This is a genomic window from Clostridium sp. OM02-18AC, assembly GCF_003481825.1.
Taxonomy (GTDB): Bacteria; Bacillota; Clostridia; order Lachnospirales; family Lachnospiraceae; genus Brotaphodocola.
In genome coordinates this window covers 50,353-71,924 of record NZ_QULW01000015.1, presented here as the reverse complement: position 1 = coordinate 71,924, position 21,572 = coordinate 50,353, and the positions used below count along the sequence as shown (strand labels likewise).

General features: G+C 51.4%; 15 protein-coding genes. 1 reads left to right on the top strand and 14 read right to left on the bottom strand.

Annotated elements, in window-relative coordinates; genetic code table 11:
- Nucleotides 1–59 precede the first annotated feature (59 nt).
- From rsgA to DXB18_RS11220, 14 genes are all read right to left on the bottom strand, one after another.
- Nucleotides 60–941, bottom strand: a complete 882-nt coding sequence (gene rsgA / locus DXB18_RS11285; protein ID WP_118707883.1) for a ribosome small subunit-dependent GTPase A — start codon at nucleotides 939–941, stop codon at nucleotides 60–62.
- Nucleotides 942–958: 17 nt separating this feature from the next.
- Nucleotides 959–3,163 carry a Stk1 family PASTA domain-containing Ser/Thr kinase gene (gene pknB / locus DXB18_RS11280; protein ID WP_118707881.1) on the bottom strand — a complete coding sequence of 735 codons (2,205 nt, stop codon included), beginning with the start codon at nucleotides 3,161–3,163 and terminating at the stop codon, nucleotides 959–961.
- Nucleotides 3,160–3,903 carry a Stp1/IreP family PP2C-type Ser/Thr phosphatase gene (locus tag DXB18_RS11275; protein WP_118707879.1) on the bottom strand — a complete coding sequence of 248 codons (744 nt, stop codon included), beginning with the start codon at nucleotides 3,901–3,903 and terminating at the stop codon, nucleotides 3,160–3,162. Before DXB18_RS11275 ends, pknB begins: the two co-directional genes overlap by 4 nt.
- A gap of 4 nt (nucleotides 3,904–3,907) precedes the next feature.
- Complete coding sequence (gene rlmN / locus DXB18_RS11270) at nucleotides 3,908–4,960, bottom strand: 23S rRNA (adenine(2503)-C(2))-methyltransferase RlmN (RefSeq protein WP_118540965.1); 1,053 nt, start codon at nucleotides 4,958–4,960, stop codon at nucleotides 3,908–3,910.
- Nucleotides 4,961–5,048: 88 nt separating this feature from the next.
- On the bottom strand, nucleotides 5,049–6,395 hold the full coding sequence (gene rsmB, locus DXB18_RS11265; protein WP_118707877.1) for a 16S rRNA (cytosine(967)-C(5))-methyltransferase RsmB: 1,347 nt from the start codon (nucleotides 6,393–6,395) through the stop codon (nucleotides 5,049–5,051).
- Nucleotides 6,388–7,104, bottom strand: a complete 717-nt coding sequence (locus tag DXB18_RS11260) for a zinc metallopeptidase (protein WP_118707875.1) — start codon at nucleotides 7,102–7,104, stop codon at nucleotides 6,388–6,390. Before DXB18_RS11260 ends, rsmB begins: the two co-directional genes overlap by 8 nt.
- 2 nt (nucleotides 7,105–7,106) lie before the next feature.
- Entirely contained in the window at nucleotides 7,107–8,048 is a 942-nt protein-coding gene (fmt, locus tag DXB18_RS11255; protein WP_118707873.1) for a methionyl-tRNA formyltransferase, read from the bottom strand.
- Nucleotides 8,049–8,052: 4 nt separating this feature from the next.
- Nucleotides 8,053–8,532, bottom strand: a complete 480-nt coding sequence (def, locus tag DXB18_RS11250) for a peptide deformylase (protein ID WP_118540973.1) — start codon at nucleotides 8,530–8,532, stop codon at nucleotides 8,053–8,055.
- 92 nt (nucleotides 8,533–8,624) lie between these two features.
- Nucleotides 8,625–10,757 (bottom strand): primosomal protein N', encoded by a 2,133-nt coding sequence (priA, locus tag DXB18_RS11245; protein WP_118707871.1) that lies wholly within the window; start codon nucleotides 10,755–10,757, stop codon nucleotides 8,625–8,627.
- A 132-nt stretch (nucleotides 10,758–10,889) separates the two neighbouring features.
- Nucleotides 10,890–12,266, bottom strand: a complete 1,377-nt coding sequence (gene murF / locus DXB18_RS11240) for a UDP-N-acetylmuramoyl-tripeptide--D-alanyl-D-alanine ligase (protein ID WP_118707869.1) — start codon at nucleotides 12,264–12,266, stop codon at nucleotides 10,890–10,892.
- A 124-nt stretch (nucleotides 12,267–12,390) separates the two neighbouring features.
- Nucleotides 12,391–13,851, bottom strand: coding sequence for a UDP-N-acetylmuramoyl-L-alanyl-D-glutamate--2,6-diaminopimelate ligase (locus DXB18_RS11235; protein ID WP_118707867.1), 1,461 nt, complete (start codon nucleotides 13,849–13,851; stop codon nucleotides 12,391–12,393).
- Between the two features lie 126 nt (nucleotides 13,852–13,977).
- The gene (locus DXB18_RS11230) at nucleotides 13,978–15,648 is read right to left on the bottom strand and encodes a formate--tetrahydrofolate ligase (RefSeq protein WP_118540981.1); all 1,671 of its coding nucleotides are present in this window, start codon (nucleotides 15,646–15,648) and stop codon (nucleotides 13,978–13,980) included.
- A 107-nt stretch (nucleotides 15,649–15,755) separates the two neighbouring features.
- Complete coding sequence (locus DXB18_RS11225) at nucleotides 15,756–18,941, bottom strand: DNA translocase FtsK 4TM domain-containing protein (RefSeq protein ID WP_118707933.1); 3,186 nt, start codon at nucleotides 18,939–18,941, stop codon at nucleotides 15,756–15,758.
- A 318-nt stretch (nucleotides 18,942–19,259) separates the two neighbouring features.
- Nucleotides 19,260–20,045: an ATP-dependent Clp protease proteolytic subunit gene (locus tag DXB18_RS11220; RefSeq protein ID WP_347560883.1), complete on the bottom strand. Its 786-nt coding sequence runs from the start codon at nucleotides 20,043–20,045 to the stop codon at nucleotides 19,260–19,262.
- A gap of 344 nt (nucleotides 20,046–20,389) precedes the next feature.
- On the opposite strand from DXB18_RS11220, the gene DXB18_RS11215 reads away from it, so the two are divergent.
- Nucleotides 20,390–21,535, top strand: a complete 1,146-nt coding sequence (locus tag DXB18_RS11215; RefSeq protein ID WP_118707865.1) for an adenylyltransferase/cytidyltransferase family protein — start codon at nucleotides 20,390–20,392, stop codon at nucleotides 21,533–21,535.
- Nucleotides 21,536–21,572 lie beyond the last annotated feature (37 nt).

Sequence of the window (21,572 nt, the reverse complement as noted above, 5' to 3'; positions counted from 1 at the left end):
GCACACTCGTGTCCCGTGCAGCATTTGAAATAGTTCCGCACGCACACAACCGCTGAACATTAATATTTTCTCCGGTTTTTCAACTCCTGATATAAGAGTCCGTAATTGTCATACCGGCTCTGACTGATCTTTCCTTCCGCCAGGGCCTCCTTGACACCGCATACCGGCTCCCCGATATGCACACAGTCGGCTGCAAAACGGCACGCAGGCTCGAAAGCCTCGAACTCCGGGAAGTAATCTTTCAGATTCTGCGGTTCAATCTCTTCCAGATACATGGAAGAAAAGCCCGGCGTATCCATCAGGTACGTATCCTCCTCCACACAGAACAGCTCCGCATGGCGGGTCGTATGTTTTCCCCGCTTGATCTTTTCGCTGATAGTTCCCGTCTCCATCGCCGCCTCCGGCTGCAAGAGATTGGTGAGCGATGATTTTCCCACACCGGAAGGCCCAGCCAGGATCGTGGTTTTTCCACGCAGATATGCCCGCACGGCTTCCACACCGGTCTTCTCATACGTGCTGACAAACATAACCGGATAACCGGCCTGCTCATAGATTTTCCGGTATTCCTCCTGCTTTTCTTCGGATTCCAGATCAATCTTGTTAAAGCAGATCGTTACCGGAATGTCCTGCGCCAGCATCATGATGAGGAAGCGGTCCAGAAGATTAAAATTCGGATCCGGCTGGGTGATGGCAAACACCACCAGAGCCTGATCCACATTCGCTGACGCCGGACGTACCAGCACATTTTTTCTCGGAAGAATTTCATCGATATTGCCTTCCAGTGCGGCTTCATCCAGCACGGTAAATTCTACATTGTCTCCTACTACCGGTTTGATGCCCCGGTTTCGGAAAATTCCTTTTGCCTTACAGGCATATACCTTGTCCACTCCGTCATGGATATAATAAAAACCTGCAATTCCCTTAATGATTTTTCCTGTCATGTCTCTTTCTTCTCTTTCTAATCCATTGGGAAGAATGTCAGCGGATACGTCTTAATGACTGCGCCGGAATTTACATCCACGATTTCCAATGAACCCTGATCGGTGCCATCCATACTCTCGATACTGGTAAAGTTTACCGGAAGGAGTACATCGCCTTTGATGGTAGTAGACTGCGTCAGCACCTTATAATGCGGATCATCCGCAGTTCCCTGGCGCAGGCGGATCATGATGGTAACGCTGGAGGTTCCGGCGCCCGGTCCGATCAGATTGCTCAGATCATAGACCTGGTTGATGGATGCCACATAGCGCTGATGTTTTACTTCCGGTCCGCTGCTGACCACATAATCGATCTTGCTGCCCTTTTCCAGCTGTGTGCCAGAAGTCACAGACTGGCTGATGACAGAGCCCTTTTCCACCGTATCGCTGGATTCCGTCGAGGTATTGCCCGGCATCAGATCATTCTCTGCCAGAAGCGCGATTGCCTCTTCCTCCGTCTTTCCTACCAGATACGGAGCAGGTACCTTATCCACATGAGGTCCGCTGCTGACATACAGATATACCGTACCGCCATCTGCCACCAGTTCCGGTTCATAGCGCATCACGGTTCCGGCCTTGATGGTTTCGTTTTCTTCCTGCGTAACCTGGACATGAAGACCTTTGCTCTCCAGAAAGCTGACCGCCGTCGTTTCATCCAGTTCTGTAATTCCAAGCTTGCCAAGATACAGCTTGTCGGTTCCATTGCTGATCACAACATTGACCTGACCGCCCTTTAGCACAACACTTCCTGCTTCCGGATCCTGTTTTGCCACATGACCTTTTTCTACATCATCAAAATATTCGTAGGTCCGCTTCATAGTCAGAGAGCTTTCTTTTAAGGTACTCTCTGCCATATCTTCTGTCATTCCAAGTACCGATGGCATCGACACTTCCGTATCTTTTAAGATCAGCTCCCCGCTTTCTGTCTGGGCGCTTTCCGTCTGGGTATTTCCAAGGATTCCGCTCCCGGCTTTGAAAAATGCCCCCAGTTTGGAAAATACAACGATCAGCACCGCCACGACTACGATCGCGGCTACAATTCCTGCACCTGCCAGAATACGCTCGATGTGCGGGTTGGCACGGTCTTCTTCCTCATCACGGCTGCGTCGTTTTTGCACGGTTCTGGACGTTGTCTCGGATTTTCTTTCCCGCTCAGGTAATGCCTTTTCCTGCTCTTTTTCATCCTGATAGGACTCCCATGCCGCCTTTGCTTCCCGGTCGTAGTTTTCCCTGTGTTCCGGCTCCATACGTTCCGGACGCCTGAAATGCTTGATCTGGGACAGCTGCTCACTGCTGATCTGAACCGTTTCCCCGTTCAGCGCCCGCTCCTCTGCGTCAATCTGGTTTGCTGTCCGCTCTCCGGACGGATGGATCAGGGCATCGCGAAGGTCCATGATCACATCCTGTGCACTGCGGTAACGGCGCTCCGGCTTTTTCTCCATGCAGGTCAGGATGATCCGCTCCAGGCTGACCGGAATCTCCGGATTGTAAACACTTGGCGGAACCACGGCATTTTCCAAATGTGCAATGGCAATGGCTACGGTGTTGTCTCCCTCGAATGGCACCTGGCCGGTTACCATCTCATACATGGTAACACCTAGGGAATAAATATCACTGCGCTCATCGCTGAAGCCGCCGCGTGCCTGTTCCGGGGAAATATAATGGACCGATCCCATGGCAGACGACGTCATGGTCTGGGCTGATACGGCTCTCGCAATACCAAAATCCGCCACCTTGACTTTGCCATCTTTGGAGATGATCATGTTCTGCGGTTTGATGTCACGGTGAATGATATGCTGCTCATGCGCTGCGGCAATCCCCTGTGCCACCTGAATGGCAATGCCGATGGATTCTTTTACCTCCAGCCTGCCCTTTTTCTGGATATAGCTTTTCAGGGTAATCCCCTCGATCAGTTCCATGACTATGTAATGGAGTTTTCCCTCATCAATAACATCGTAAACACTCACAATGTTTGGATGGGACAATCCCGCTGCAGACTGGGCCTCCATCTTAAATTTGCTTACAAAACTGCTGTCGTTACAGAATTCTTCTTTCAAAACCTTAATGGCTACCAGCCGGTTCAGCTTATGGCATTTTGCCTTATATACCACGGACATGCCGCCTGAACCGATCTGTTCCAGGATTTCATAACGATCCTGCAAAAATGTTCCCGGTCTCAGTATCATAAGCTCACCTCTCTTATCTGCGGTTCTATAAGGACAACGGAAATGTTATCCTGCCCGCCGCTTCGGTTGGCTGCCTCCACCAGAGCCCTCGCTCTATCCTTTACTCCATCTTCCGAACGGATGATATATTCCATTTCGAATTCATCTACCATGTTGCTCAGTCCGTCCGAGCACATTAAGATCTGGTCTCCACTCTTTAATTTTAGGGCAAACAGATCCGTATCGACCTCGTCACTGACGCCGACGGCCCTGGTAATGATGTTTTTCTTTTCCATATAATCCCGGCTGCCGCGCTTTAACTTTCCCATGGCAACCAGTTCTTCCACGTAAGAGTGGTCTTTTGTGATCTGCTCCAGCTCTCCGCGCAAAAGATATAAACGGCTGTCTCCAATATTCGCCACATAAAGGACATTTCCTTTGATCGTAGCCAATACCAGCGTACTTCCCGTACCGTTTAACTCCGGGGTTTTGCTGGCACATTCATAAAGTTCGCGATTCACCGTACGGATTCCCTCCTTCAGGATTCCGTGAACATCCCGGTCCAGATAGGGCGTTTCAAAAAAGCGCACCAGATTTTCCACCACAAAGCGGGATGCAAAATCACCGGCCTGGTGACCGCCCATGCCATCTGCGACAATAAAAAGGTTCTCCAGGGATCCAACCGGCTCAGTGCTCGCATAGACAAAATCCTGGTTCATGCTTCGCTTCTGTCCTACATCCGTCAGTGCACATGCCTCCATGCCTTTAGATCCCTCCTTTGTTTTCCTCTTCCAGGAAACTTTTTCTTAACTGCCCGCAGGCACCGTTGATATCACGGCCCATTTCCCGGCGGACCGTCACATTGATGCCATTTTTCTCCAGATATGCCTTAAATGCCTCGATTGCCTTCCGGTCTGACTGACGGTAGTCACGCTCCTTGATCGGGTTGACCGGGATCAGGTTCACATGGCCGTGCATATGCCGGATCAACGCAGTCAGGGCCTTTGCCTCATCCAGATTATCGTTGACTCCGCTTACCAGACTGTATTCAAAGGTCAGACGGCGCCCCGTCTTCTCAAAATAAGTCTGGCAGGCTGCCAGGATATCTTTTAAGGCATAGCGGTTCGCGATCGGCATCAGCGTCTTTCTCACCTCATCGTTCGGAGCATGTAAGGACAGCGCCAGCGTGATCTGGACATCTTCTTCTGCCAGTTTCAAGATTCCCGGCACAATGCCGCAGGTCGACAGCGTAATGTTTCGCTGGCTGATATTCAATCCGTTTTCATCGGTGATCATGCGGATGAAACGGATCACATTATCGTAGTTGTCCATCGGCTCGCCGGAACCCATGATAACAATGTTGGAAACGCGTTCCCCGGTCAGAGACTGGATCCGGTAAATCTGATCCAGCATCTCTGCCGGTGTTAAATTCCGCTCCAGACCGTCTAAGGTAGAAGCACAGAAGCGGCACCCCATACGGCAGCCCACCTGGGACGAAATACAAACGCTGTTTCCGTGATGGTACTGCATCCACACACTCTCAATGACATTGCCGTCTGCCAGCCGGAACAGATATTTTCTGGTTCCGTCGATCTGTGAGATCTTTACATCCGCCGGATACAGCGCTGTCAGAAAAAACTGCTCTTTCAATTTCTCGCGGAGTGGCTTGGAAAGATTGCTCATCTCATCAAACTCTGTCACCAGCTTCTGATGCAGCCACTGGTAAATCTGCTTTGCCCGGAAGGGCTTATCTCCCATCTGCCGGATGCTTTCTGTCAGCTCCTCCAGCGTCATGGATTTGATATCTTGCTTTTCCATAATCTATTATCTGCTTTCTTTATTGCCGTTCACGCATGCGTGCCCGGCAACAGGATTTTGTGGCTGCTTTCCATTGTCCGCAGCCGCGTTATGTTATCCGTTTTCTCCGAAATGCGGAAATAAAGAATCCATCGCACGGATACTTGCCCGGCAGCAGCTGGATATAACCGTCTTTCATGGTTTCTTCGCTTACCTGACTGCCAAATGCCCCCTCAATGCTTACCGGTTCAAACGGAAAATGCTCTAAAAACCAGGCACGCTGGTCTTCATTTTCCAGATGGTCGACTGTGCAGGTGCTGTAGATCAGCTTCCCGCCCGGTTTTACATACTTCCAGACCACCGACAGGATATCTTTCTGAAGTTCTGCCAGATCTTTTAAGCTTTCTTCTGTCACCTGATACTTGATATCCGGCTTTTTCCCGATGATGCCAAGACCGGAGCAGGGCAGATCTGCGATCACCATATCTGCCTTTTCTTCCCAGGATGGATCCTCCAAAAGGGCATCCCAGACCTCCGCCCGGATATTGTTAAAGCCGGTGCGGCGGATGTTATCTTCCACCAGTAAGATCTTGGTCTCGGTTAGATCTCTTACGACAACCTGTCCGGTTCCCGCAAGCTTATCTGCAATGTGCAGGCTCTTTCCGCCCGGCGCCCCACAGACATCCAGGACCATATCATTCGGTTGCGGATCTGCCACTTCTCCCACAAAAGAAGAACTGACATCCTGCACGGTGATCCATCCTTCCCGGAATGCCTCTAAAGCATCCAGGTAATCATATCCGGAAAGGAGAAGCGCATGGTCCGCAAGCGGGTTTTTCTGAACCGCTGCCCCGTCTTTTTCAAGACTTGCAAGGATTGTCTCCATGGAAGCACGGTCCAGATTGCAGCGCACCGAAGTTGGGCGCTCCTCTAAAAATGCTTTCATGATTCCTTCCACGGTTTCTGCCGGATACTGCTGTTTCCACAGTTCTATGATCCAGTCTGGCATGGAATATTTTCTTTCCCAGTCGATAAATACAAACGTTTCTTTTTCCCTTGCCACGGTGCGCAACACTCCGTTTACAAAGCCTTTCAGGCCATGAAACTTACGCTTCACCGCAAGCTTCACAGCCTCGTCGCACACTGCGCTGTCCGGGATCCGGTCCATCTTTAAGATCTGGTATACCGACATACGGAGGATGGTACGGATCACCGGTTTCATGTTCTTTACTTTTGTTTTGGAACACTGGTCAATGACCGCGTCGATGGTGAGAAGATACTCAATCGTACCTTCCGTCACACGGGTAATGAACGCACGACTCTGTTTTTCCAGGTACTGGTACTTATCCAGTGCTTTTTTTAATACCACATGGCTGTAACCGCCATGTTCCAGGATCTCCATTAAGACATCCAGGATCAGTTCCCGCTCTTTGGTTGGTCCGTTCTGTTTAGTCATTTCGTCTGCGTCCTCCAAACAGGATGATCAGCCGCATAAGCTGTAAGATGGAAGCTGCCGCAGCTGCCACATAAGTCAGGGCTGCTGCCCCCAGTACTCTTTTTGTGCCGCTCACCTCATCGCCCTGCAAAATTCCAAGACTGTCCAGAAGATTTGCGGCTCTCGAAGAAGCATTGAACTCTACCGGGAGGGTGATGATCTGGAATAAGACTGCCAGTACAAACATCCAGATACCAATCTCAATAAACGGAGTCAGACCGATAAAGAAACCAAGGATAATGAGCGGCAGGGAAATCTTGCTTCCAAAGTTTGCGATCGGCACGAACGCGGAGCGCAGACGCAGCGGTGCATAGCCCACATTGTCCTGAATCGCGTGTCCGCACTCATGCGCCGCAACGCTTACTGCTGCAACCGAAGTACTGCCATATACCGATTCCGATAAATTCACAGTTTTCGTCCGCGGGTCATAATGGTCGGTAAGCTGTCCGCGCACCGGCTGAACCGTAACATCGTAGATTCCCTGGGACTGCAACAGACGTTTTGCCGCCTCCGCACCAGTCATGCCGGTCATGCTGCGCACGCGGGAATAACGCTGAAACGTACTGTTTACTTTCGAAGATGCCCACATGGAGAGCAGCGCTCCAATGTAAACAAGGATCATTGTCGGATCAAAAAGGCTGTAGCCCAGCCCGTAGTAACCACCATACATGATTACTCACTCCTTTCCATCATAGAACTGGCTGCCACCTGGTATCCCCTGAGGAATGCCGCGGTATCCATCCGCTTCTTTCCTTCCAGCTGAAGACTGGTCACGCACAAAACACCTGCTCCGGTCTGGATCTTTAAGCCCTCGTCGGATGCACTGATCACGCTGCCGCAGGGAAGCTTCACGTCCGGATCCGGAAGTACTTTTGCTTCCCAGATCTTTAACATTTTTCCATTCCACCTGGTAAACGCACTCGGCCACGGATTTAAGCCGCGTACCAGGCGTTCAATGGAAACCGCATCCATGGTCCAGTCAATATCGCCCATGGATTTGGAAATTTTCTTCACGTAGGTTGCCTTCTCATGGTCCTGAGGCACCGGGGTGATCTCACCCTTTTCCAGCTTACTTAAGGTAGAAAGGATCAGGTCTCCGCCAAGCAGACTCAAACGGTCAAACAGACTTCCGCCGGTTTCCTCCGGGTCCAGCTTCACCACGGTTTTCTCCAGCATGTCGCCGGTATCCATCTCGACATCCATCATCATGGTGGTGATTCCGGTTTCCTCGTCACCGTTAATGACTGCCCACTGGATCGGGGCTGCGCCGCGGTATTTCGGCAGCAGGGATGCGTGAATGTTGACACAGCCGTATTTCGGCAGCTCCAGAAGACTCTTCGGCAGGATCTGCCCAAACGCAATCACAACCATAACATCCGGGTTTAATGCACGCATCTCGTCCACAAATGCCTCATCCCTTGCGCGCACCGGCTGGTACACCGGGATGTTGTGCTGCAAAGCGCATTCTTTTACCGGTGACATATGGATTTCCTTGCCACGGCCCTTTGGCTTATCCGGCTGGGTTACCACACCAACCACCTCATGCTCGGAAGCAACTAATGCTTCCAGTGTCGGCACCGAAAAATCCGGTGTTCCCATAAATACAATTCTCATATGCTTATTCTTCCTCCGGTTCTGCAGTTACATCCATCAGCTCGCCTTCCACTAAATCTACATAGAGTTCTCCGTGAAGGTGTGCACACTCATGGCAGATGCAGCGTGCTAAAAGTTCTTCGCCCTCTAACTCAAACGGTTCCATGTTCTCGTTATAAGCGCGTACCACAACGTGGTTCGGACGGGTTACCATGCCAGCCTTTCCCGGCACGCTCAGGCAGCCCTCCTGACCGGTCTGGCTTCCACTCTGCTCGATGATCTCCGGATTGATGAGCACATACTGGTTGCCGTCATCCACATCCATGACTACAATCTGCTTTAACACGCCAACCTGCGGTGCCGCAAGTCCCACGCCGTTTGCCTCGTACATGGTCTCAAACATGTCCTCGATCAGCTCTGCGATACGCGGGGTGATCTCCTTTACCGGTTTGCATTCCTTTCTTAAAATATCGTCTCCAATGGTTCTTACCTGTCTGATTGCCATTTATCTGTTCCTTTCTGTATTCGATCGATAAGTCATTTTCTGCTTATCGGGGCGGCATCCATGACGCGTCCCCTGATTATTTCCGCTGCAGTTTACGTGAAATCGCACTGCAGGGTTAGTTTTTTACAGCTTTCTGTTTCATCCCAGCGCATTTTGACATACTTCTGGATTTTTATTAGTATATCATAGTTTTCCTGTTTCATATATAAAATTTTTCTGTAAATATCATTAACTTTGTACACCGGTGCCGGAACCGGCCCGATGATCTGGGTCTGTTCTTCAAAGTGTTTCCGCACGGAAGCAGCAATGGCCTCCATGATCCGGGTCATCAGCTCCTCATTTTCCCCTGCCACCTGCATGCTCAGCATATGACAGGCCGGAGGGTACTGCATCAGCCTGCGGTAGCCCATCTCCTGCTTAAAAAAGCTCTCATAATCCTGCGAGGTGGCTGTCTGGATGCTGTAATGCTCCGGCATATAGGTCTGGATCAGTGCAATTCCAGCTTTTCTGCCGCGTCCCGCACGCCCTGCGGCCTGCACTAAAAGCTGGAACGTCCGCTCTGCTGCGGTGTAGTCCGGCGCATACAATGAGACGTCGGCTGCGAGTACACCAACCAGCGTCACGCCCGGAAAATCATGTCCTTTTACGATCATCTGGGTGCCAATCAGGATATCGGCTTTGCCCTTTGCGAATGCGGACAAAATCTTTTCATGACCGCCTTTTTTTGAGGTAGTGTCCAGATCCATCCGAAGAAGCTTTGCCTCCGGAAACATCTGCGCTGCCATCTCCTCAATCTTCTGGGTGCCGATGCCAAAGCCCGCCAGATACGGAGAACCGCAGTGCGGGCATTTCTTCGGCATCGGAATCTGGTATCCGCAGTAATGGCACACCAGCCGCTGATGGTTGTGAAGTGTCAGGGACACATCGCAGTGCGGGCATTTTAATGCCTCGCCGCAGCTTCTGCAGGAGACAAAGCTGGAATATCCGCGCCGGTTGATAAACAGCATCACCTGTTCTTTTTTCGCCAGCCGGTCTTTGATCAGCTCCTGCAGACGCAGGCTGAAGATGGACTTATTTCCGGCTTCCATCTCTTTTCGCAGATCCGCGATCTCCACAGCAGCCAGCTCACTTCCTGCCTTGGCACGTTTTTTCAGGGTAAACAGGCGGTAGATTCCTGCCTGTGCCTTTGCGTATGCCTCCACAGACGGCGTGGCAGAGCCCATAACAAAGGCGGCTTCGTTTAACTCTGCCAGCTTTTCAGCCACCTCCCTGGCATGATACCGGGGCGTGGTCTCGCTCTTATAGGCACCTTCATGCTCCTCGTCCAAAATGATGAGACCCAGATTCGGAAACGGCGTAAACAATGCCGAACGGGCACCGATCATAATATCCGTCTCGCCCTTTCTCGCCCGCTCAAACTGGTCGCATTTCTCTCCCGCGGAAAGCCGGGAATGCATGACACAGATCCGGCTTCCAAACCGGCTGTAAAACCGGCTCACCGTCTGGTAGGTCAGGGCAATCTCCGGGATCAGCACGATCACCTGTTTCTGTTGTTTTAACACATGGTCGATCATCGCCATGTAAACCTCGGTTTTTCCGCTTCCGGTAACACCATGGAGCAGACACGGAGTGCGGTCTCCGGTATCGTAAGAGGAGCAGAAGGCATCCACAACTGCCTGCTGTTCCGGATTCAGTACAACCGCAGAGCTGTTTCCTGCTGCTGGTACTGTGTTTTCTGCCCCTGCTGCATTTCCTGTGTCTGCCGCATTTCCTGCGTCTGCCGCATTTTCGCTGGTTCCAGTCTTGTTTTCGTCCTGCAGACTCGTTCCGGGCAACTGCGGCATCCCGGTCATGGTTTCCACAATCTTTTTATTGCGGGCCTTCACCTTTTTTTTCACCGGAAGCACGGTTTTTAATGCCTGATTCATGGTGGAGCCGTACTGCTCTTTCATCCACCAGGCCAGCTCAATGAAACGGCTGTCTGCCGTAATGCTCTTTTCCGTGACTCCGATGATTTCCTTGATCTTATCTTTATCATAATCCGGCTTGTCGGTGAGTTCCACCACATAGCCAGTCCGTTTTCTGTTTCCTGAACCAAAAGGGACGCAGACCTGCACCCCGACACGGATCTGCGGCAAAAGCGCCGGCGGGATCCGGTACTGGAATACCCGGTCTACGTCTTCATGGGAAATATCTATGATAATGCTGGCATATTGTTCTGCCATAAATACTCCTGTCTTTTGAGGTCTTACACCCCATGTTTTCATTGCTGCCCGCACAAAACCGGGCAATTCTTTGTGCAGCTGGCTATCATGCTTCTTTCATTACTCTTCACGTGCTGCGCAAACAGTAATTTTTTACTCAGCCAGCAGCTTTGCCGCCACCTCGCCCAGGCGCATGCTGTTGGAGCCCTTCAAGAGCACGCAGTCACCCGTCTGAAGCTTTGCTTTTAAGGCATCTACCATTGCTTCTTTCTGGTTTTCATCAAAATGCAGGTATTCTGCCTTCATACCGGCACGCTTTGCGCCTTTTTCAATCTGCAGGGCAAGCTCTCCGTATGTAAATAATACATCCACCGGATGCGATTTCATCCAGCTTCCTACCTCATAATGGAATTTGGCAGAATCCGGTCCCAGCTCCTTCATATCGGCAAGCACTGCGACCCGGCGCCCTTTTGCTTTCGCCTCTAACACCTCAAGTCCTGCTTTCATGGAAACCGGGCTTGCGTTATAGGTATCATCGATGACCGTGACCCCGTTCTTTTCCGCGATCTGCTGACGGTTTTTAAAGCCGGTAAACGCAGCCAGAGTCTTCACAGCATCAGAAAGCGGAACTCCGCTCAGATCTGCCACAGCCAGTGCTACCATCGCATTTAACACGTTGTGACGGCCCATAATGCTTAATCGCACCATGTATTTTTCGCCGCGGCAGTTTGCTGTGAACACCGGATACCCATCTTCGCTGCGGATATCCTCCGCGCGGTACTCCGAATTTTCCCCGGTTCCATAATAGACGGTACGGCATCCTGCTTTTGCTTTTGTCTCCTTTAGCAGCGGGTCATCCCCGTTTAAGAAGAGAATGCCGCCTTCCTTTAAACCATCCTGAATGGTCAGTTTTTCGCGGTAAATATTCTCCTGGCTTCCAAGCTGCTCAATATGGGTAATGCCGACATTGGTGATCACCGCCATATCCACCTGTGCGATTTTCGCGATCACGGTCAGCTCTCCCGGCATGCTCATGCCAAGCTCTAAGACACCGATCTCATCCGCAGAGATGATCTCGGACAGCGTGATCGGCACACCGACCTGGCTGTTGGAGTTACCCGGGGTCTTGTAAACCCGGTATTTTGCAGAAAGTGCTGCTGCCACCATCTCACGGGTGGTTGTCTTTCCGACACTTCCGGTAATGCCGATGAGCGGCAGACTTAAGTGGCTGCGGTAATAGCGGCCAATCTCCTGCAGTGCCTTTTTGGTGTCGGCCACCCGGATCCACGCATGATCTGCATCCTCTGCATGATCGTGCTCGGAAGTCAGCACCGCCACAGCTCCTGCGCCAAAGGCCTGCTCGATAAAGCGGTGGGCATCTACCTTTTCGCCGATGAGCGGCACAAACAAGTCGTTGCCCTTCATGGTTCTGGAATCAATGCTCAGATGCTCCACCGGATGATTCTCATCCCCGCATAAAAGCGTTCCATTTACTGCTGTTACAATATCCTTTACCGTTATCTTTTCCATGTCCGGTTCTCTTTTCTGTTTCTATTTTTTACATGCTGCCATTCTGGCAATGCTCTATGTCATTTTTACATACAGCATGTTTCGCAATGCCATGCCATTTTCCATCATGGATTCTGCATGCGTTTTACTGCAAGGTCTTCACAACCTCTTCCACCACGGCGCGGTCCAAAAACGGATAACGCACTCCGTTAATCTCCTGATAATCCTCATGTCCCTTCCCGATGATGGCAATCATATCTCCCTGCTCGGCATGGGTGATGCTGTAGGTAATGGCTTCCTTCCGGTCCGGGATTTCGATGAATTTTCCGCCGGTTTTCTCGATGCTGCCGCGGATATCCGCAATGATATCCTCCACCTTCTCAAAGCGGGAGTTATCTGCAGTGATGATGGAAAGATCTGACATGCGGCCGCCGATCTCACCCATGGAATAACGGCGGTCTTTTGAGCGGTTTCCACCGCAGCCAAATACAACCACCAGGCGTTTCGGATGATACTCCCTGAGCGTTTCGAGAAGGCTTTCCATGCTGACTGCATTGTGGGCATAATCCACAATCACACAGCATTTTTCGGAGGTATAGACAATCTCCATACGGCCATTGATCTTTAAATGCTCCAGGGCATGCTGCAGCTTATCTGCCGGAACGCCCACCCAGAGCGTAACCGCTGCTGCCGCCAGCGCATTGTATACATTAAACTTGCCAGGGATACTGACACGCACCGGGATCTGATGCTCGCCCTTGATGTCAAACTCCACGCCGACAAAATCCGGCTCAGAGACATAGTGGATGTTCTCTGCCTGGAAGCCTGCTCCCTCTTTTAAGCCAAATCCGGTCCACGGACACGGGATATCCTTTACAATTTCCTCGATATGCTCATCATCGACATTGACCAGGGCACGCTTACTCTGCGCAAAAAGCTGCTTTTTATAGTATAAGTACTCCGCAAAATCCGCATGTTCATCTTTTCCGATATGATCCGGAGAAATGTTGGTAAACAAGCCGTAATCAAACTGGATGCCTGCGACCCGGTGCATCTTCATTGCCTGGGAGGAAACCTCCATCACGCAGCACGCACAGCCTTCTTCCACCATTTTTGCAAAATAACGGTGCAGATCATAGGATTCCGGCGTCGTGTTCACAGTCGGGAAATGCTCCTCGCCGATGTAGACACCGTTGGTTCCGATCATGCCGGTTTTCTTTCCGGCTGTCTCCAGAATCGTCTTGATCATGTGGGTCGTCGTTGTCTTTCCCTTGGTTCCGGTAACACCGATCATGGTCAGCTTGCGGGAAGGATAGCCAAACCGTGCTGCCGATAAAAGCGCCAGTGCCTCCCTGCCATTTGCTGTCTCCACGACCGTCACATCTGCCGGTGCCTCTACTGCATGCTCAGTCACAAGCACCTTCACACCCGCATCCGTTACCTGTCCCACAAAATCATGGGAATCGATCTTTGTTCCTTTCATGCAGACAAATACAGCTCCCGGAGCCGCTTTTCTGGAATCGTATACGACTTCGTTTACTTCCACGTCCAGGCTTCCCTGTACCAGCTTGTAAGAAAGTCCCTCTAACCAGTCTTTTATCGTCATACTCTTCGTCTATCCTTTCCACACGTTTTTGTTTTCTGTCCATGCATGCACGACATGCAATCCTGCTGCCCCGCATGCATGTTTCATGCCTGCAATCCGGCCTGTGCCAGATTACAGGCGTTTTTTCTAGAACAGTCCGGTAATCACGCCGTTTTCATCGACATCAATGCCGTCTGCAGCCGGTTTTTTCGGAAGTCCCGGCATGGTCATGATCGCGCCGGTCAGAACAACCACAAAGCCTGCGCCTGCGGAAACATAAGCATCGCGCACATTGATGGTGAATCCGGCCGGGCGTCCCAGCCTGGTCTGGTCATCAGACAGGGAATACTGGGTCTTTGCCATGCAGACCGGAAGATTGCCAAAGCCCATCTCCTCGATGCGTGCCAGGGCCTTAGATGCTGCCGGAGCGTAGGAAACGCCGTCTGCACCGTAGATCTCGGTGGCAATGGTCTTGACCTTATCCTTTAAGCTCATCTCATCCGGGTACAGGGCATGGTAATGGCTCTCCTTGTTTGCCAGAGTCTCCAGCACCTTGTTTGCCAGGGCTTCACCGCCCTCGCCGCCTTTTGCCCATACCTCAGAGAGCGCGAATTCACAGCCGCGTGCCTCGCAGAAATCGCGGATGAATGCGTACTCTGCCTCGGTATCGGTCACAAAGGAGTTTAAGGTTACTACAACCGGAACACCAAACTTCTGCAGGTTCTCGATGTGCTTCTCCAGGTTTACGATACCTTTCTTCAGCGCATCCAGATTCTCTGCCGCCAGTTCCGTCTTCGGCACACCGCCGTTGTACTTTAATGCACGCACGGTTGCCACCAGAACAACTGCATCCGGCTTTAAGTCTGCCTTGCGGCACTTGATATCCATGAACTTCTCTGCACCCAGATCTGCGCCAAAGCCTGCCTCGGTTACCACGATATCCGCCAGCTTTAACGCGGTCTTGGTCGCACGCACGCTGTTGCAGCCATGTGCGATGTTTGCGAACGGTCCGCCGTGTACCAGGGCACCGGTATGCTCCAGGGTCTGGATCAGGTTCGGCTTGATGGCATCCTTTAACAGCGCTGCCATTGCTCCTACTGCATGCAGCTGTGCTGCAGTAACCGGCTCTCCGGCATAATTATATGCAACGATGATCTTGCCGAGACGCTCTTTCAAGTCGTTCATATCGTTTGCCAGGCAAAGGATTGCCATGATCTCAGAAGCAACCGTGATCACGAAATGATCTTCACGCACAACACCATCTGCCTTTGCGCCAAGACCTACCACAACATTGCGGAGTACACGGTCGTTCATATCCAGGCAGCGTTTCCAGAGAATCTGTCTGGTATCGATCTGAAGGGCATTGCCCTGCTGGATATGGTTGTCTAACAGTGCTGCCAGTAAGTTATTCGCAGATGTGATCGCATGGAAGTCTCCGGTGAAGTGAAGGTTTAAATCCTCCATCGGAACGACCTGGGCAAAACCGCCGCCTGCTGCTCCGCCCTTAATGCCGAAGCACGGTCCAAGGGACGGCTCACGCAGGGCGATCATGGTCTTCTTGCCAAGTCTTGTAAGGGCATCTGCCAGACCAATGCTGGTCGTAGTTTTGCCTTCTCCGGCCGGAGTCGGGTTGATCGCAGTGACCAGAACCAGCTTTCCGTCCGGACGGTCCTTCACCTGCTGCCACAGCTCATCAGTGATCTTTGCCTTGTACTTGCCGTACAGTTCCAGATCATCCTCAACGATTCCATAGCTCTCTGCAACCTCTTTGATTGGAAGCTTTACCGCCTCCTGCGCGATTTCAATATCTGTCTTCATATCCAGTATCCTCCCTTTCTTTTTCCTGTGGTCTGAATGAAACTGTCCGCTGGTGATTTCCTGTCTGCGCACAATGCGCCCGGCAGCCTGTACCGTTTCATCCTGGGTTAAATGATCTGGTCAAATTCTTCCATAGTCATAAGGACTTTACGGGGCTTTGTTCCCTCTTCCTCGCCGACCACACCGGCCTCCGCCAGCTGGTCCATGATCCTTGCGGCACGGTTGAATCCGATCTTGAACATACGCTGCAGCATACCAATGGATGCCTTTTCTTTTTCTATTATGAAACGGCCAGCCTGCTCAAAGTACTCGTCCCGGCTGTTAGACGGGTCGGAGCTTGTCGCAGAAGGAGCCGCGTTCATACTGTTTTCTACTTCCGGACTGTACTGGGCTGTCAATCCCTGCTCGGTTAAAAAGTCCACTACCTGCTGAACCTCCGAGTCGGAGACAAAAGCGCCCTGCACACGCTGAGGTTTCGGGAACCCTGCCGGATAAAAGAGCATATCGCCCTTTCCGAGAAGTTTCTCTGCACCGTTCATATCGATGATGGTACGGGAATCCACGCCGGAAGAAACGGAAAATGCGATTCTTGACGGTACGTTTGCCTTGATCAGTCCGGTAATGACATTGACCGACGGTCTCTGGGTCGCGATGACCAGATGAATGCCTGCCGCACGCGCCAGCTGGGCCAGACGGCAGATTGCATCCTCCACCTCGCCTGGAGCCACCATCATCAGATCCGCAAGCTCGTCCACGATAATGACGATCTGCGGCATCTTCTTCGGTTTGTTTGCGTCACCAATATCCTGAATCGTCTCAATCTTTGCATTGTAGCCTTTTAAGTCACGCACACCGTATTTCGCGAATTTCTTGTAGCGGTCTGTCATCTCGGCTACTGCCCAGTTCAAGGCACCAGATGCTTTCTTCGGATCGGTCACAACCGGAATCAGCAGATGCGGAATGCCGTTATATACGCTCAGCTCCACGACCTTCGGATCCACCATGATGAGCTTGACATTCTCCGGGTCAGCCTTGTAGATGATGCTCATGATAATGGTGTTGATGCAGACCGACTTACCGGATCCGGTCGCGCCCGCGATCAGAAGATGCGGCATCTTGGCGATATCGGTTACCACGACCTGACCGCCGATATCCTTTCCGACTGCGAAAGCCAGTCTGGACGGATGCTTCTGGAACGTATCGGACTCCAGAAGATCGCGCAAGAATACGGATGTCTTCTCTTTATTCGGCACCTCGATACCCACTGCAGACTTGCCCGGGATTGGTGCCTCAATACGGATATCCTCTGCCGCCAGGCTCAGCTTAATGTCATCAGCAAGTCCGACGATCTTGCTGACCTTTACGCCCTGCTCCGGGTGCAGCTCATATCGGGTGACGGAAGGTCCGCAGCTGATATTGGTCACGGTAACGCCAACGCCAAAGTTGCGCAGCGTCTGCTGCAATTTCACTGCGGTTTCCCGGTATTCCTGTTCCGAATAACCGCCCAGATTGCGGCTGCCGCGCTTTAACAGGCTAAACGGCGGAAAGATGTATTCCTTTTTCGGTTCTTCTTCTTTTTCCTGAATCTGCTGCTCCACTGACACTTTGCTTTCGGCCTGCTCTGACTCGTGTTTTGCTGCTTCTGCCTTTTTGGCAGATTCCAATTTCTTCTGAAGCGCCTCGGTATCGGTCTCGATGACCTTGCCTCCCGCAGTGACCACACGTTTGCTTTCCTCCGGGATCGCAAAGTCGGTGTTCTGCTCCGTTTTTACGGTGTATGCCACATCCGGATCTGGGAGATACTCCTCCGGGGCAGGCTCCTGCATGTACGGAGATGGCTCCTGCATCTGCTGCACTGGCTCCGGCTGTGGTTCCTGCACGGTCTCCCACATCTGCTGCGCTGATTCTGTCTGCAATTCCCGCCCGGTTCCCTGTGCTGGTTTCTGCATCCGGTTCAGCGTCGCATTTTCTGCGGAAGCTGCCTGGACTGCTTTCGTCTGCTCCTGCTGCATATTCCGCCCGTTCTGCATTTCAGTCTGCTGCTGTACATAAGCATCTGCTGTATACTGATTTTCTTTATAAGGATTTTCTGTGTATGTATCCGGCTCATCCCACGGAGCCACATCCGCATAAACATCCGTGTTATCGGTCTGCCCTGCTTTTCCCTTTTCCGGCTCGTCAAGTTTCCTTGCACCGCCGGTGAAAACTTCTCCGGTTTCTTCAAAACGCCCAAAACCAGACTCAGTCAGTTTTCTGGCCGCAGCCTCCAGATCGTAATCATCCTCCGGCTCCGGCGGTACCACTTCCCCGGTCGGAAGATTGGTTGAATAAGCAGGAACATCCGGCTTTTCATTCCGGTATTCATCCGGCATGGAAATACTTCCGGTAAACAGATCTGCCTGGTCCGGTGTCTGCCGCTTCGGACGCGGACGGCTTGCAGCATGCTCTGCCCTTCCACGGGTGCCATAACTTTCATCATAGCTGCCGCTATCGCTGTCACCATAACCATAGCTGTCATCGTAATGTTCCGCATGACCGTCAGCATAGTTATCATGATAGCCACTGTCATGATTGTCGGCACTGCCATCATCATAGCCGTTATCATAATCATCCTCGTAACGCTCGCCGTAATCCGCCTCCGGATCTTCCTCCAGGTACTCGTCTTCTTTCGCCGGCAGATACGTGGAACCAAGATTCACACCGCGCACCCGCTGTTCTTCGCGAAGTCTCCTGCGCTCTTCCTGGCGCTCAGCATGGATTTCCCTGCGGCGCTCCATGTCCTCCCTGGCATACTGATAAGCCACATCGCTGTGCCGTTTCACTGCTTTCACAAACGAGCGTCCCGTGATGCACACCATACATAAAATCATGCCTACAGCCAGGATCAGAAATGCACCGATGCTTCCCAGCACAGAGCGAAGTACTCCAAATAAAAGTCCTCCTGCCAGACCGCCGCCCATACCGGATGCCGCAGACAGACGGTAATATTCCAATACACCCTTCCCGGCTTCCGGCTGCTGTCCAAATATCATCTGTGAAAAGCCGCAGAGCAGAAAAAAAGCTGCTGCAGAAGCAACTGTCTTGTGCAAAGCCACGCGATTTCCCCGGTTTGCCTGGTAAAAACAGGTCCCTACGAACAGGACCAGCGGAGCAATGTATCCTGGAAGACCAAACAGTCCCAGCTGAACACCGCGCAGAAAATCTCCGGCAAAGCCACAAAGATGAAAATTGCTTAAAAATAAAAGCACTGCGGCCGCAAACGATCCCAAAACGATCACTTCTGCGCGTACCAGGCTTTCCTCTTCCTGAACTGGCTCCGGTTCCTGGACCTTTCTCGGTCTTCCGGCTTTTTTTCTGCCGTCTGCCGCATTCTTCGCCCCGGTTCCTGCAGCTTTCCGGCTGCCCGTTGTTCTTGCTGTTTTATCTGAATTTACTTTGTTTTGTTGTTTCTTTGCTGCCACAAAAATTCAGCCTCCTCTTTCCCAATGTAGTTAGTATACAAAAAATTATCAGGAAATGCAAGACGCGGACATACTCCACAAATTCAAGATTCGTTCCTGTGCACACGTTGCGCAAACAGGAATGGATTTTGCCGGTTCTTCAGAACATTCCTACCTGTGTACCGTATCTTCTTCTCCTTCTTCAATTTTCCGGTACAAATACCCCAGTGCCTCCCGGATCCCCCCGACCTCATCGATGAGTCCGGCTTTTACGGTTTCACTTCCTACTAGCACCGTTCCCAGGTCCCGGGTCAGCATTTCCGTATTCAGCATCAGCTGCTTCACCTGGTCATATGCGATCTGCGCATGGTCGCTGACAAAGGTCAGGATCCGGTCCTGGATCATTTCAAAATACTCGTAAGTCTGCGATGCCCCGATTACCGTTCCGCTCATGCGCACCGGATGCACCATCATCGTCCCGGTCGGGACAATAAAAGAGTGATCGGTTGAAACAGCAAGTGGTACCCCAATGGAATGGCTGCCGCCCAACACCAAAGAAACGGTTGGCATGGAAAGGGAGGCGATCATCTCTGCAATGGCAAGCCCTGCATCCACATCCCCACCGGACGTATTCAGAAGAACCAGCAAGCCTTCCACACTGTCATCATCTTCCAGCTCGGCAAGCCTGGGCAGAATCTGATCGTATTTGGTAACCTTCGTATTTCCGGACAGATTTTCGTGCCCCTCTACTTCCCCGATGATGGAAAGCAAATGAATTTTATGTTTGCCATTTCCACCATCCAGCGTAGCCTGCGCATAGCCCAGACCAAACGCTTCATTTCCGCCGCCCTGAACCCGCTCGCCTCCATTTTGCATTCGTTCCGTTCCATTCACTGGCACATCTGTTTTTTCCCTTTTCCTGGCATTTTTTTCGTTCATGCGATTGACTTCAGACATTTGTTTTCCACCATCTTCCGCATTCCAATTTTCTGTCTGTTTGTTTCTATTTTTCATTTTCCGTTTGCCCATCTGTGATTTCATTCCTTTCTGCCTGCAAGCATTGATAAAATTCTTTTACACACCAACTGTGCTTGGAATTTTCCATACGGAACATCCTTGCTGCAAATTATTATCATAATCCAATATTCCCCATAACTCAGGAAGTATTCGCATTTTTACAGGAAATACGCTATACTAAACACAGTTCTGGCATTCCTGTTTCCATATTCAGATTTCACAGACTGCCGGAAAGCTTGACATTTCGAAACATATTCAGAATAAAACACGGAGGACTTTTTATTATGTCAGATTATACCGTCAGCAGAATATCTCCCACTGATAAACGCGCTGTGCGCCAGATGGACGCATTATTGGAAAAAGAAGGAATCGAACGCGACAAAAATCTCGATTACAGCATCGGTCTGTTCGACGATGACTACAACCTGGTCGCAACCGGTTCCTGCTTTGCCAACACACTGCGCTGCATGGCTGTATCCTCAGAGCATCAGGGCGAAGGCCTGATGAATCAGGTGATCTCACACCTGATCGAATACCAGTACAGCCGTGGCAACACCAGTCTCTTCTTATATACTAAGTGTAATACGGCCCGGTTTTTCAGTGATCTCAGTTTTTACGAAATCGCCCGTGTGGAAGGAAAAGTTGTTTTTATGGAAAACCGCCGGACTGGCTTTGCTGATTATCTGAAACAATTGCAGCAGGAAACCGCTGCTTTCTTAGCAGCTCAAACTGCCCCCGTTGTTCTGACACAGACAGAAAACCAGGACACACACAACGACAAAGACGGCGCGGATGCCTCTGTACCAACCAGCACACAAAAAACCGGCGCTGTCATCATGAATGCCAACCCATTCACACTCGGTCACCGTTATCTGGTTGAGCAGGCGGCTGCTTCGGTAGACTTACTTCATGTATTTGTAGTCTCAGAGGATGCTTCCCTGGTTCCATTCTCCGTCCGCAGACAGCTGGTTGCAGACGGCTGCGCAGACCTTTCCAATGTGATCTGCCACGAGACCGGTCCTTACATGATCTCCAATGCGACCTTCCCGTCCTACTTTTTAAAGGACTCCGACACGGTCATCCGCTCTCATGCCAAGCTCGATATCCAGGTGTTTCTGCGCATTGCCAATGCGCTTTCCATCACAGACCGTTTTGTCGGGGAAGAACCCTTCAGCCAGGTAACCGGCATCTACAACCAGGTCATGGCTGAGGAGCTGTCCGCCGCCGGCCTGACCTGCAATATCATTCCAAGAAAAGCCGACGCAGATGGTGCCATCAGCGCGTCCGACGTGCGCTGTCTGATCAAAGACGGAGATTTTGAGGCATTAAAAAAGAAGGTGCCAGCATGCACCTTCCAATATTTCACCTCCGCAGCCGCCGAGCCTGTCATTCAGAAGATCCGGGCAGCCGCCGAGGTACGGCATTACTAATAGAAGAAATCCTGCATCTCTGATACGCACTGTGCGA